Source organism: Aestuariivivens sediminicola (genome assembly GCF_022662015.1).
GTDB classification, from domain to species: domain Bacteria; phylum Bacteroidota; class Bacteroidia; order Flavobacteriales; family Flavobacteriaceae; genus Aestuariivivens; species Aestuariivivens sediminicola.
This window is the reverse complement of the sequence record NZ_JAKMCM010000002.1, coordinates 230,089-244,659: the sequence shown is the minus strand read 5'-3', so window position 1 is coordinate 244,659 and position 14,571 is coordinate 230,089. Positions and strand designations below refer to the sequence as shown.

The window sequence follows — 14,571 nt, the reverse complement described above, 5'->3', positions numbered from 1 at the left end:
AGAATTCCTAAAGATAAAATAAATATGCCAATACCATTAGTCAATTCGATTGCTTCTTGGTTCTTAAAAAAACGGTTTCATCAAATCGAACTGTTTTTAAAATACCCCAACGAAGTTCAAAATGAATTACTATTTAGTCTCTTGGATTTTGCAAAGCATACCGAACTGGGGAAACGTTATGATTTCAGTTCGATAAAGAATTACAGCACCTTTGCGGAACGCGTTCCAATAAAAAATTATGATGGATGGCAGGACATCATAGAACGTGCCCGTCTTGGCGAAAACAATATCTTCTGGCCGACACCAATCAAGTGGTTTGCCAAATCCAGTGGGACAACACGGGCCAGAAGCAAATTCATACCGGTAAGCCCAGAGTCACTTGAAGACTGCCATTATGCGGCCAGTAAGGATTTGTTGTGCATGTATTTAAATAATAATGAGGATTCACAACTCTTTACCGGAAAAAGTTTGCGCTTAGGTGGCAGTAAAGAACTGTATAAGGAAAATGGAACTGTTTTTGGTGACCTATCTGCAATCTTGATCGACAATATGCCGTTTTGGGCCGAATTCAGCAGTACACCAAGCAATAAAGTCTCATTAATGAGTGACTGGGAACATAAAATGCAAGCAATTGTTGATGAAACCATCAATGAAAATGTGACCAGTCTTGCAGGGGTGCCATCCTGGATGCTTGTGCTCCTGCACCATGTATTAGAAACAACGGGTAAAACCAATTTGGTAGAAGTTTGGCCAAACTTAGAAGTTTATTTTCACGGTGGTGTGAGTTTTACGCCCTATACGAATCAGTATAAGAACATCATTCCGGAACGAACGTTTAAATACTACGAAATATACAATGCCTCAGAAGGCTTCTTCGCGATACAAGACCAAAATAACTCCAATGAACTGTTACTAATGTTGGACTATGGGATCTTCTATGAGTTCATTCCAATGGATTTATACGATACCCCGAACGAAAAGGCCATACCGCTTAGCGAGGTAGAACTGGACGTAAATTATGCGATAATTATTACGACCAATGCCGGGCTTTGGCGTTATAAACTGGGAGATACTGTTCGCTTTACATGCTTAAGTCCCTATCGCATAAAAATATCGGGAAGAACGAAACATCATATTAATGTTTTCGGTGAGGAACTGATTATTGAGAATGCTGAAGAAGCTTTAAAAAGAGTGTGCAAGCGAACCAAGGCCGAAATTGTGGATTTTACAGCGGCTCCAATTTTTATGGAAGGTAAGGAAAAAGGGGCTCATGAATGGCTGATTGAATTTAAAACGCATCCAAAGGATCTCAACTATTTTACCGAATTATTTGACAACGCCCTCAAGGCCTTAAATTCAGATTATGAGGCTAAGCGTTATAACAACATTACGCTCAATAAGCCAACCATTAATGTAGCACGGCGTCATTTGTTTTATGACTGGTTAAAACAGAACAACAAATTGGGGGGGCAGCATAAAATACCTCGCTTATCGAATACAAGACATTATCTTGAAGCCCTTCTCGAACTCAACGTGAGGTGAGCAGGTCTTTAATCGGTTAAATGAGCACCTTGATTTTTTTTAACGACTATTATCATCGATATATCTAAAAGTAAAACGAATTTTTGCCCTTCTCTTTTAATGTTGTTAATTTTCCTTTAAATTATCTCAGATAATTCCTCATAATGCACACGAATTAATTAACCATCAATAAGAAAACCACGCTCATGGCGTGGTTTTTTTTTATCTTAATCTCTGTGCGTTTCAGGAAACCGCCTTGAGTTTCTTCAATGTGGTCTTGGTTAACTTTTCTTCGGCATAGAGCTTATTAACATTCAATTTTTTCTCTTCGCTGCTTGGCAACTCAAACATGGCATCGGTTAATATTTCCTCACATAGGGAACGCAACCCTCGAGCACCTAATTTATATTCAATAGCTTTATCGACTATAAAGTTTAAAGCCCCTTCCGTAATACTAAATTCTATATCATCCATGGCAAACAATTTTTTATATTGCTTGATAATGGCATTTTTTGGTTCTGTCAATATGGCTCTTAATGTTTGAGCATCCAAAGGATCCATATAGGTTAAGACAGGTAATCGCCCTATAATTTCAGGGATCAAGCCAAAGTCTTTAAGGTCTTTTGGAATGATATATTGTAACAAGTTATTTTCGTCTACCACATCGTCTGAAATTGATGCACTATACCCCACAGCCTGCATATTTAATCGCTTAGAAATGATGCGCTCCATACCATCGAACGCACCTCCTGCAACAAAAAGGATGTTTTCGGTATTGACTTCAATAAACTTTTGATCCGGATGTTTTCTTCCTCCTTTTGGCGGCACATTAACCACGGTGCCTTCCAGAAGCTTTAACAAGGCTTGTTGCACCCCTTCCCCCGACACATCCCGGGTAATTGAAGGGTTGTCACTTTTACGGGCAATTTTATCTATTTCGTCAATAAAGACGATTCCCTTCTCCGCCTTATCCAAATTGTAATCGGCAGCTTGCAATAAACGCGTTAAAATGCTCTCCACATCTTCTCCAACATAGCCCGCCTCCGTTAGAACTGTAGCATCGACAATAGCCAATGGCACGTTTAACATCCTGGCTATGGTTTTTGCCATGAGTGTCTTTCCCGTTCCGGTCTGACCTACCATGATGATATTACTCTTTTGAATATCGATGTCGTCATTTGAAGCCGGTTGCAATAATCGTTTGTAATGATTATACACCGCTACAGACATCACTTTTTTAGTAGCTTCCTGACCGATAATGTAGGTGTCAAGAAATTCTTTGATTTGCTGCGGTTTTCTAAGCTTGAGCTCCGCAGACAAATCACTGCTATCGCTTTGCTTAGACTCTTCAATAACAATACCATGTGCCTGCTCAATACATCGATCGCAGATGTGAGCATCCAATCCGGCTATTAATAGGTTCGTTTCTGGTTTTTTTCTACCACAGAACGAACATTCCAATTCTTCTTTTGCCATTAAATTAGTTTTAAACCCTCTTACATCCTTATTACTAAGGCATTATAAAACTACAAATTATATTTTAATTGCGTACGAGCACCTCGTCTATCATACCATATTCCTTGGCTTTATCGGCCTTCATCCAGTAGTCCCGATCACTATCGTTATAGACTTTGTCGTATTCTTGTCCGGAGTGTTTACTTATGATTTTATAGAGTTCTTCCTTTAGAGTCAATATCTCCCTTGCCGTAATTTCTATATCGCTGGCCTGACCTTGTGCACCCCCAAGCGGTTGGTGAATCATGACTCTGGAATGCGTCAATCCGCTACGTTTGCCTTTCTCTCCGGCACATAAAAGTACCGCACCCATTGATGCCGCCATGCCTGTACATATGGTCGCCACATCCGGTTTGATAAACTGCATGGTGTCGTATATTCCCAAACCGGCATAAACACTTCCTCCGGGCGAGTTAATATATATTTGAATATCCTTTGAAGCATCTGCACTTTCCAAAAACAACAATTGCGCCTGAACGATATTTGCCACCTGATCGTTAATCGCCGTACCTAGAAAAATAATTCTGTCCATCATTAACCGCGAAAACACATCCATGGCAACAGCGTTCATCTGGCGTTCCTCAATGATGTTAGGTGTTAAATTAGTGGGGTACATACTACTAATAATTTTGTTATAGTAGGTGCTGCTAATGCCTTGGTCCTTTATTGCGAATTTTTCAAATTCCTTTGTATAATCCATAATTTATAATCTAATTTTATCTTTATTATCCTTTGCTATGGGAAGACCTTTTTGTTCCTGAATAATCTGTTAAACTCAATAAAAAAAGCGCTTAAACCCATTATCGTTTAAGCGCTTAAATATAAGGAATTATTATTTGATTTATTTGTCGCCGTAGACTTCTTTAACAAAGTTTTCGTAACTTAATTTTTTTACCTTTAAATTTGCCTTTTCCTTGTAAACAGCTAAAAGTTTTTGACTGACTAATTGCTCTGAAATGCGACGTGCCTCGTCCTGATTCGACAATACTCGAGCTGCAATATCATCCAATTCCTTCTCGGAAGGATTCATTTGACCAAATTGCGCCATCTGCCCTTTTATCATCTCTCGAGCATGATTTTTAATGTCATCCATGGTCACCTGAATGTTATTTTCTTCAATGAGTTTACCCTCTATTAATTGGTAACGCAAACTCTTCTCACTCTTTTCATATTCTTCTTTAGCCTGTTCAGAATCCATTTCCTTTTCACCGGCAGTCTGAAGCCACTTGGTTAAAAATTCAGCAGGCAGGTCAAATTTCGTATGCTCAATCAAGTATTCTGTGACATCATTTAACAGTTTCTGGTCTGCTTGCTGGACAAATTGCTTTTCGGCATCCTCCTTTATTTTTGCCTTCAAATCAGTAACTGTTTTGATCTTATCCTTACCAAATAACTTATCGAAAAGGTCCTGGTCTAAATCGGCCAATTCCCTCTTATTTATTTCCGTTATGGTAAAGGTGACTTCAATATCCAAACCATGAACCTCATCGTGGCCTAATTTTAACGCGTGCATCAGTTCGTGTTCATCCTCATAAAGGCCTTTCGTTTTTAAAGGAATGACATCGCCAATCTTAGCCCCAATAAATTTTTTCTCTGTGGCCTTGCCCTTAAACTTGTCTAAGGTCAAGGTTACCGTATTGTCAATTTCCTTCTCTTCATTCTTAAAGGTTCCTGTAACCTCACTGTCCTTTTCTACCGTATCCTGGGACACGAGTTTACCGTATTGTTTTTGAATCCGTTCCACCTGCTCGTCTATCATTTTATCATCGGCAATAATGTTGTATTGGGTAATGGCTTTTTTGCTTTTTAAATTAACTTCAAATTCCGGGGCCAATCCCAATTCAAATTCAAACGTGAAAACCTCAGCATCCCAATCTATATTGTCCTGTGGTTTTGGTAATGGCTGACCTAATACATCCAGCTTTTCTTCCGTAAGATATTTGTTCAGTGCATCTTGCAGTAACTTATTCACCTCATCAACCAAAACGGCCTTACCATATTGCTTCTTCACCATGCCCATGGGCACATGTCCTTTTCTAAATCCGGGTATATTCGCCGTTTTACGATAATCGGATAAGATTTTTTCAACCTTCTCACTGTAGTCTTCTTTGGCAATATCTACCTTTACTACCGCATTCAATGCATCGACGTTTTCTCTTGTAATATTCATGTTGTATTCTATAATTTTATATCACTAAAATTGGCATGCAAAAGTATAACTTTTTTTGCAGCCCAACAAAGTTTTAAATACTTGATTTAGAAGCTATTTTTTATCCTCCTTCAATAGGGAATGCAATATGGATTGCAGTATGGATAACAACACGCTAAAGAGTATGGCCCACCAGATGTTATTCACCGAAAAACCAGTAATCAGATTATCCGCCAGAAGAATTATAAGGGCGTTTATAATGAGTAAAAACAACCCGAGGGTAATTACGGTAATGGGCAATGTAAAAATAATTAAGATCGGTTTAACGAATAAGTTCAATATAGACAGTACAACTGCCACAATAATGGCGGTCACATAGCCATCTACATAGACGCCGGCTAACAAATTGGCCAAAACGATCACCGCCAGGGCATTTAATAAAAGTTTAATAATGAGTTTCATGTTATAAAAAATATAATAGTTTTCAGCCGAAGCCTTCGGAAAGGCCTTTTTTAAACTGTTCCCTTCTCAGCTTACAAATTGATGACCTCCTTTAATTTTTCTTTCTATGACGAAACAATCCCTTAACAAGGAAGGCCACTAAAATTACAAAAATCTATCCCACAAATCTTATAACTGCCTCAAAAAAATCCTCGGGATTCTCAGCATGCAGCCAATGACCTGCATTAGCAATGGTCACAATTTCGGCTTTCGGGAAATGCCGGCGGATAATGGTTTGGTCGTTTACCCCAATATATTCTGATCGATCACCTCGCAAAAACAAGGTGTCACCTTCAAAAGAGGCATATGACGGTAATGGTTCTCCTATTTCACCAACCTCTTCCTTAAGAACATCCAGATTAAGGCGTAATGCTAAGCGACCCTTATCTTTCCAATATAAATTTTTCAGTAAAAACTGTCTAATCCCCCAATCAGATATATAGTTCCCCAATACCTGTTCCGCTTCTCCGCGGCTTTTTAAGTCGTCAAAATCCAAAGCTGACAAACCCTCAAGAATCACATCGTGATGCACCGGATAAAATCGAGGCGAAATATCGGCCACCAATAACTTGGAAACCATTTGAGGATAGCGCGTTGCGAATAGCATGGCCGTCTTACCACCCATGGAATGCCCTAGCAAAATAATGTCTTGTAAGTGATGGGCATCACAATAGTGTTTCACGTCGTCGGCGAGTACCTCATAGTTAAATTCCCGGCTCCAAAAACTTTTTCCATGATTTCTTTGATCGACAAGATGGACCTGGAATCCGGAATCACTAAACTGTCTTCCAAGCGTTTTCCAGTTATCGCCCATCCCTAAAAACCCATGCAGAATAACAAATGGTTTTCCTTCTCCTATGATATTTGAATATAAAAGCATGTCTTATTAACGGTGGCTACGGCCCTTTAGGCCACATTTTTGACTTTTTTATCAGGTAGCTCGAGTGCCTCAGCTACCAAAACTAATCCTTTAATTTATGAAGATACATCTGAATCACATTTTCAACACCTAAGTACAAACTCTCCGCTACCAAGGCATGCCCAATGGAAACCTCAAGAAGTCCGGGTACTTCTTGTTTGAAAAAGGCAATGTTGTCCAAAGACAGATCATGACCCGCATTAACACCCAATCCTAACTGATTCGCCAGTTCAGCACATGCCGCATAGGGTGCCACCGCCTGCTGTTTTTCTACCCCATAGTGTCGGGCGTATGATTCTGTATACAACTCGATTCTATCTGTTCCAGTAGATTTTGCTCCTTCAATTTGAGCTAATACAGGATCAACGAATATGGACGTTCTTATACCCTTACTTTGAAATTCCCTGATCACCTCGGTTAAAAACCCCTTATGCTTTACCGTATCCCATCCGGCATTACTGGTGATGGCATCTTCTGCGTCAGGTACCAGAGTGACCTGGGTCGGTCTGACCTCTAATACCAGTTGTATAAATGATTCTATGGGATTGCCCTCTATGTTAAATTCTGTGTGAACTATCGGTTTTAAATCGCGTGCATCCTGATACCGAATGTGCCGTTCGTCCGGTCTCGGATGAATGGTTATACCCTGGGCTCCAAAACGCTGAGCATTCACGGCAAACTGAACCACATCGGGCACATTACCCCCTCTCGAATTTCTTAAAGTGGCTATTTTATTAATATTTACACTCAGTTTGGTCATATCTCATATTTAATGGCAAAAATACAAACTTGAAAAGGTTAAATACTATTTTTTTAATTAATTTGCACACTGTAATCCTGGTCAGAGATGAAACTTTCGGAATTAGTCATTAATGATATTAAACCGGTAAAGAATTCGGATAAAATTAGCGATCTGCAACAGTTATTCAATCAACTTATTTATTCCCATATTCCCGTTGTGGATGGCAATAATGAGTATATCGGTTGCTTATTTGAAACCGATGTTCATTGTTTTGATGGTAACAAAAACATAACGGATTACAGTTATGCTCTGGAAGTGTTTTACGTTAAAAACACCACCCTTTGGCTGGACGTCCTCGAGGCTTTTGCTAGAAATTCCAGTAACATCATGCCGGTCTTAGACGAAAACAATAATTACCTTGGTTATTACGAATTAAACGATGTAATAAGTTTGTTTGGAGACTCTCCCTTTTTTATTGATCCCGGGGGAATTGTAGTGGTGGAAAAGGGCATCAACGATTATTCTTTTAGTGAAATTAGCCAGATTGTAGAATCAAATGGGGGAAAACTCCTGGGTGCTTTTATCTCTAAAATGAAAAACGATGTGGCTCAAGTGACCCTGAAAATCGGAAATGCCTCTATTAGTGATATTCTACAAACGTTTAGAAGGTATAGCTATAATGTCGTATCCGGTCACGAAGACGATAACTATAATCAAACGCTAAAGGATCGCTCAGATTACCTAAACAAATATTTAAACATGTAAGGCATTATGAAGGTTGCGGTTTTTGGTCGATTTTATAACAAAACAACGAGTACCTCAGTATTGACCCTTTTTAACTATCTGCTTAAAAAAGACATACAGGCCTATATTGAAACAGAATTCTACAAATTAATTAAAAATAATTCCACCATTATAAAGGACTTTGAGTCGTTTAAAACCTTTGATCATTTGGATGACAGCTTTGATTTGTTAGTTAGTGTAGGAGGCGATGGTACCATTTTGAGAGCGATCACTTTTGTAAAAAACAGCAATATTCCAATTATTGGAATTAATACCGGTCGTTTAGGGTTTTTGGCCACTATTCAGGATAATGAAATAGAAACAGCCATTCAAAACATCATTGATGGCAAATACAGAATTTCTGAACGCAGCTTACTTTCGGTTGAGACTTTACCGCAGCATGAATCTATAGCTGCACTTAATTTTGCTTTGAATGAAGTTGCTGTTAGCAGAAAGAATACGACCTCCATGATTACTGTCGAAACTTACCTAAACGGCGAATACCTGACCTCTTATTGGAGTGACGGATTAATCATTTCCACGCCAACAGGCTCAACGGGATATTCGTTGAGCTGTGGCGGACCTGTTATAACTCCGGGAACCAATAGCTTGGTCTTAACACCAATCGCGCCCCATAATCTGGGTGCCCGTCCCCTTATTATACCGGATTCAACGGAAATTCAGTTAAAGGTCGACGGTCGGGAAAATCAACATTTGGTTTCCCTGGATTCGAGAATAGCTACACTTGATAATGGCACTTTAATAACGATAAAAAAGGCTGATTTTAAAATTAAAATGATAGATCTGTTAAACGAAAGCTTCTTGGTAACGCTGCGTAAAAAACTGCTCTGGGGAGAGGATAAACGGAATTAACCCCATTTAGGGCCTCAATCTTGCCTATTACCAGAAACAATATTTTAAGGTAATTACAGTTTTAAAGAATACTATTGAGCTCAAATTATTATGGGCTGATCTTATTTATTATATTTGCAAACTTTTGAACATTTATGAGGCATTTAATCATACTGGCAATAAGTATTTTGATCATCAATTCAAGCTACTCTCAAATAAACGAAGTGGGTCTTTTTTTAGGCGGTAGTAATTTTATTGGTGACGTCGGTGCTACAGATTACATTGCCCCTAACCAGCCGGTGATAGGAGTGATTTACAAATGGAACCGAAGTCCGCGTCATTCCTGGAGAGCCTCTTTACTATTTACGGAATTGGAAGGCATCGACACAAATTCGGATGATCCCAGGCGCATTCAAAGAGGATATGAATTCACAAATGACATTGTTGAGTTGTCCCTGGGAATGGAATTTACCTTTTTTGATTTCGATATGCATACGGGAAAAAAATTAACTACACCCTATTTATATGGTGGTTTAACCGTGGCGTACCATGATAATTTTTATTTTCTAAATGGTGTTCAAACAGCCGAGAATACCTCCAGCTGGGCTTTTGGGATCCCTATGGCGCTGGGGGTGAAGACCACGCTATTAGATCGTTTTGTTATCAGTGTCGAAGTCGGCGCCAGATATACGTTTTCTGATGAATTAGATGGGAGCATTCCTGACGATCAATTCCGACAACAGTACCGTTTTGGAAATATTAACAACTACGACTGGTATGTATTTTCAGGAATTACCTTAACTTATACTTTTGGACAAAACCCTTGCTGGTGTCCTTCAAATTAATATGGATATCCTAAACCGCATAAAAAGCAAAACACTTCCCAGGCATGTTGCCATTATCATGGATGGCAATGGCAGGTGGGCCAAACAGAAGGGGATGCTCCGTTCATTTGGGCATGAAAATGGGACGAAAGCCGTAAAAGAAGTTGTTGAGGCCTCCGCAGAATTGGGAATAAAGCACCTGACACTTTATGCCTTTTCTACCGAAAACTGGAAACGACCAAGACTGGAAGTTGAAACCCTCATGAAACTTTTGGTCTCCTCGTTAAGAAAAGAAATTAAAAGTTTACAGGACAACAATATAAAGCTTACGGCAATTGGCAATTTAAAAGCATTGCCAAATAAGGTGTATCATGAACTCCATGAGGTCATGAATGCCACGAAATCAAACCATCACATGACGCTTACCTTAGCCTTGAGTTATGGCTCCAGAGAGGAATTACTAAACTGTGTTAAAGAAATTAGCTTTAAAGTTAAAAAAGATATAATTTCGCCCGAAAAAATTGATGAATCAATTATAAATGAGCATCTTTACACGCGAAATTTGCCAGATGTAGATTTACTCATAAGGACCAGTGGAGAGAAAAGAGTAAGTAATTTTTTATTATGGCAAATTGCCTATGCCGAACTGTATTTCACGAATACCCTTTGGCCAGATTTTACAAAGCAACATTTGTATGAATCTATTATTGAATATCAAAAAAGAGAACGACGATTTGGGAAAACAAGTGAACAACTCAGCTAAGGGTTTACATTTATATACGTTTACAAAAGCCTGTTTATTGGTATTAGTTATTTTATTTTGCTTTAATAATCTACGAGCCCAGGACACCGCAAACACAGATGGCAAAAAATACATTCTTGGAGATATTACGGTCTCCGGAAATACCTCTTTCAACGACCAGACCATAGTGTCCTATTCCGGCTTAAGGAAAGGCCAGGAGATAACAATTCCCGGAGAGGATATTGCCAACGCCATAAAAAAGCTATGGGGTTCCAATCTATTCAGTGATATTGAAGTGTATTTAACTAAAGTTGAAGGGGACACAGCCTATTTACAGATCCAGTTATATGACCTTCCGCAACTTAATGAGCTGAAAATAAATGGTGTTAAAAAAGGAAAAAAAGAAGGCATCATTAAAGATAATAAACTGAATAAAGGGGTTAAAGTAACTGAAAATCTCATTAAAACGACAGAAAACTTTCTTGAGACCAAATTTAAAAAAGAAGGCTACTTAAATACCAAAGTTTTCATTAACACCATCGAGGTTAAGGACTCTTTAAAAACATCACGTGTTAATATGGTGGTTAATATCGACAAAGGTGAAAAGGTTAAAATTAAGGACATTGTATTTTCTGGTAATACGGTTTTAAGTGACAAAAAACTTAGAAAAGCCATGAAGAGTACCAAAAAAATAAATCGCCTTCGTCTTCTTAAACGTTCCAAGTTTACCGATTCAGCCTATCAGGCCGATTTAGGGCATGTCGTAGACAAGTATAAGGAAAATGGGTATCGGGATGCGCGAATTATTTCGGACAGCCTCATCATTAATAATGATAAAACCATTTCCCTTCAGATTAATGTCAATGAAGGCGAGCAGTATACCTTTGGAGATATCGATTTTATTGGTAACACGGTATATAACGATCAGATTCTTAACAGGATTTTACGAATCAAAAAAGGCGACACCTACAATGGCGTCCTGTTGGAAAAAAGAATTGCGGATCCTTCCAAGCCGGATGCGACCGATATCACCAACCTGTATCAAAATAACGGTTACTTATTTTCTACCATTAGTACCGTTGAAGTGAGTGCCGAAAACAACGTCATTGATCTGGAAATAAGGATAATTGAAGGTAAACCGGCCTATTTTAACAATGTGAGTGTCTCCGGTAATGACAAGACCAACGATCATGTTATTTACAGAGAAATTCGAACGCGTCCGGGACAACTCTACAGTAAGGCACAAGTCGTTCGAACCATAAGGGAATTGGGGCAATTAGGATTCTTTGACGCTCAGGAGCTCACCCCGGATATCCAGAATCCAAATCCGAATGAAGGTACCGTAGATATCGAATATCAGGTTAAAGAAGCCGGATCCAGTCAAATAGAATTACAAGGAGGTTATGGCGGCGGTGGCTTTATAGGAACTCTGGGGCTATCCTTTAATAATTTTGCCATAAAGGATATTTTTAATAAGAAAGCCTACAAGCCGATACCCATGGGAGATGGTCAAAAGTTAGCGCTTCGCCTGCAGGCCAGCCGTTTTTTTCAAACCTACAGCTTTTCCTTTTCAGAACCCTGGTTAGGAGGCAAGCGCCCCGTGCAGTTTTCGGCATCGATTTCGCACACAAAACAATTTTTATATGATTTTATAACCCGAAGAGCCGATAAATCAAGACGCTTCAATATTACCGGGCTAACCTTAGGTTTAGCAAAACGCCTGTCGGTTCCGGATGACTATTTTACATTATCACAAGCGATAAGTTTTCAACACTATGATCTGCAGAACTACAACACCGGTCTGTTTACGTTCGGAGACGGGAGTTCGAAAAACCTATCCTATACCGTTGGACTAAGCAGGAACGATACCCGCATCGATCCTATTTTCCCAACAGGTGGTTCCAATTTCGCTGTTACCGCCAAATTATCCATTCCTTATTCATTATTTAACGATGTGGATTACGCCGCACTAAAAAGTGAACGCGATGACAATGAGGCCATTATTTCAGATCCCACCAGTACATCAGCAGAAAGGACGGCAGCCTCTACCAGAATTGGTGAAATCGATCAGGAGCGCTTCGACTGGTTGGAATTCTACAAAGTAAGTTTTAAAGGCGACTGGTATACCCAAATCGTCAAAAACTTAGTCTTAAGGCCCAGTATTGAATTCGGTTTTCTAGGAGCTTATAATAATGACAGGGGTATCATTCCTTTCGAACGCTACTTCCTCGGGGGTGATGGCCTTGGTACATTCAGTTTGGACGGCCGGGAAGCTGTTGCACTGAGAGGTTATCCCAATCAGTCATTATCCGATCAGGATGGGGGAACCATTTACAATAAATTTTCCTTAGAGCTGCGATACCCTATAACCTTGGGTGCTTCGGCAAAGATTTATGGGTTGACCTTTTTGGAGGGTGGTGCATCCTATAATAGTTTTAGGGATTACAACCCCTTTAATATTAAACGATCTGCCGGTTTAGGTGTTCGGATCTTTATGCCTGCCTTTGGTTTACTTGGTATCGATTTTGGTCATGGTTTTGATACCATTCCGGGCGATACAGGTACGAAGCACGGATGGGAAACGCACTTTATAATTGGTCAGCAATTTTAGGGAATGCATCAATTTGGCATGATATTTTCTATCATCAACGTAATGGTTTGGACAGCAATGATAGGCAGATTAGAAAATAGACCATCTCCATATTTGAAAAACAGATGGAATTTTCTTATTAACCGATCTACCTGAGAGGAAAAGACACGAAGGAGTGCAAAGCATGTTTATACACGATCTTGATTTTATAATTAATTTATACAGAACGAATTATTAAAATTCGATTGTGTGAAATTTTTAAGATTAAAATTCGTTAATTTTGAAATGGCAAGCTAAAGTTTTTAATACCAATGAAAATGTTTATTTTGCAAATTGCATTCAAAAAATGAAAATTAATGACATTAATCAGATGAAAACTAAAGTTCTTTTTTTATTGACATTCATGCTCCTCATGTGCATTTCAATAAACGCGCAACGCGGTGTTCGCATCGGATATATTGATACGGAATATATTTTAGAAAATGTTCCGGAATACCAGGAAGCGACCACCCAATTAGAAAGTAAAGCGCAGAAATGGAAAAGTGAAATAGATGGCAGAATGGGTGAACTGGAGCAAAAGCGCACTGCATTGAGCAATGAAAAGGCCTTGCTTACGAGAGAACTGATAGAGGAACGCGAAGAGGATTTGTTTTATGAGGAAAAGGAGATCATGGATTACCAGCAAAAACGATTTGGTCCGAATGGCGATTTGTTCATTCAGAAGAAACAATTGATGCAACCTATACAAGATCAGATATTTGCAGCAGTTCAGGATGTAGCGGCAGGACGCAAATATGATTTTATTTTTGATAAGTCAGCCGATGTCGTCATGTTATATTCCGCCAAGCAATATGACTTAAGTGAGCAAATATTAAGAGCCATTACCCGGGCCTCGAAACGCAACCAGTTATCCACGAAAGCAGAACGTAAGGCTGCAGAGGAGGAAGAATTGGTGCCTGAAATAAATTACGAACTCGAAGAGCGGGAAAGGGCCTTACAACAGAAAAAAGACGAACGTGAAAGTGCCATAGAGAAACGAAGACAGGAAATACTGGCGGCACGGGAGGCTAAAAAGAAAGCTGCCGAAGAACGACGTCAGAAAATATTGGAAGAACGTGCACAGGCAAGGGAGGAAAAATTGGATGACCGAACGGTGAGAACGAGCGATAATACTGCCAATGTCTCTGAAAAGGAAAGTTCAGAAACGGTTAAAGACACGACCAGTACGGATGCCCCAAAAACAAGAGAGCAGATTATTGAGGAAAACAGACAAAAAAAATTAGCGGACAGAGAGGCGCGTAAAAAAGAATTGGAGGAACGCAAAAAGCGGATCTTGGCGGAACGTCAAAAGGCTTTAGAGGATCGCCAAAAAAAGAGAGATTCATTAAATAATAATTAACAATTTATTACATAACACATTCAATAACATTTAA

13 protein-coding genes are annotated in these 14,571 nt (G+C 39.2%); 7 read left to right on the top strand and 6 right to left on the bottom strand.

Translation table 11 applies throughout. The annotated features are described in order from the left end of the window. Positions 1–24: 24 nt before the first annotated feature. Positions 25–1,542: a GH3 auxin-responsive promoter family protein gene (locus MR041_RS05965; RefSeq protein ID WP_242092688.1), complete on the top strand. Its 1,518-nt coding sequence runs from the start codon at positions 25–27 to the stop codon at positions 1,540–1,542. Between the two features lie 222 nt (positions 1,543–1,764). On the opposite strand, the gene clpX is transcribed toward MR041_RS05965, so the two are convergent. The 6 genes from clpX to MR041_RS05935 all read right to left on the bottom strand — a co-directional run bounded on the left by clpX (position 1,765) and on the right by MR041_RS05935 (position 7,365). Next, complete coding sequence (clpX, locus tag MR041_RS05960) at positions 1,765–2,997, bottom strand: ATP-dependent Clp protease ATP-binding subunit ClpX (RefSeq protein ID WP_242092687.1); 1,233 nt, start codon at positions 2,995–2,997, stop codon at positions 1,765–1,767. A gap of 64 nt (positions 2,998–3,061) precedes the next feature. After that, positions 3,062–3,736, bottom strand: coding sequence for an ATP-dependent Clp endopeptidase proteolytic subunit ClpP (gene clpP, locus MR041_RS05955; protein WP_242092686.1), 675 nt, complete (start codon positions 3,734–3,736; stop codon positions 3,062–3,064). A 141-nt stretch (positions 3,737–3,877) separates the two neighbouring features. Then, positions 3,878–5,206, bottom strand: coding sequence for a trigger factor (tig, locus tag MR041_RS05950; RefSeq protein ID WP_242092685.1), 1,329 nt, complete (start codon positions 5,204–5,206; stop codon positions 3,878–3,880). Between the two features lie 93 nt (positions 5,207–5,299). Next, the gene (locus MR041_RS05945; protein ID WP_242092684.1) at positions 5,300–5,647 is read right to left on the bottom strand and encodes a phage holin family protein; all 348 of its coding nucleotides are present in this window, start codon (positions 5,645–5,647) and stop codon (positions 5,300–5,302) included. A gap of 154 nt (positions 5,648–5,801) precedes the next feature. Next, positions 5,802–6,566, bottom strand: coding sequence for an alpha/beta fold hydrolase (locus MR041_RS05940; RefSeq protein ID WP_242092683.1), 765 nt, complete (start codon positions 6,564–6,566; stop codon positions 5,802–5,804). A gap of 82 nt (positions 6,567–6,648) precedes the next feature. Next, complete coding sequence (locus MR041_RS05935; protein ID WP_242092682.1) at positions 6,649–7,365, bottom strand: pyridoxine 5'-phosphate synthase; 717 nt, start codon at positions 7,363–7,365, stop codon at positions 6,649–6,651. Between the two features lie 87 nt (positions 7,366–7,452). Here MR041_RS05935 and MR041_RS05930 point away from each other — a divergent pair, with 87 nt between their 5' ends. The 6 genes from MR041_RS05930 (at position 7,453) to MR041_RS05905 (ending at position 14,537) form a co-directional block, all read left to right on the top strand. Beyond that, the gene (locus tag MR041_RS05930; protein WP_242092681.1) at positions 7,453–8,112 is read left to right on the top strand and encodes a CBS domain-containing protein; all 660 of its coding nucleotides are present in this window, start codon (positions 7,453–7,455) and stop codon (positions 8,110–8,112) included. A gap of 6 nt (positions 8,113–8,118) precedes the next feature. Further along, complete coding sequence (locus MR041_RS05925) at positions 8,119–9,003, top strand: NAD kinase (RefSeq protein WP_242092680.1); 885 nt, start codon at positions 8,119–8,121, stop codon at positions 9,001–9,003. 134 nt (positions 9,004–9,137) lie between these two features. Continuing rightward, positions 9,138–9,827: a type IX secretion system protein PorG gene (gene porG, locus MR041_RS05920; protein WP_242092679.1), complete on the top strand. Its 690-nt coding sequence runs from the start codon at positions 9,138–9,140 to the stop codon at positions 9,825–9,827. A 1-nt stretch (position 9,828) separates the two neighbouring features. Continuing rightward, positions 9,829–10,569: an isoprenyl transferase gene (locus tag MR041_RS05915; RefSeq protein WP_242092990.1), complete on the top strand. Its 741-nt coding sequence runs from the start codon at positions 9,829–9,831 to the stop codon at positions 10,567–10,569. Beyond that, complete coding sequence (gene bamA / locus MR041_RS05910; protein ID WP_242092678.1) at positions 10,502–13,159, top strand: outer membrane protein assembly factor BamA; 2,658 nt, start codon at positions 10,502–10,504, stop codon at positions 13,157–13,159. Before MR041_RS05915 ends, bamA begins: the two co-directional genes overlap by 68 nt. A gap of 349 nt (positions 13,160–13,508) precedes the next feature. Beyond that, positions 13,509–14,537 (top strand): OmpH/Skp family outer membrane protein, encoded by a 1,029-nt coding sequence (locus tag MR041_RS05905; RefSeq protein ID WP_242092677.1) that lies wholly within the window; start codon positions 13,509–13,511, stop codon positions 14,535–14,537. Positions 14,538–14,571 lie beyond the last annotated feature (34 nt).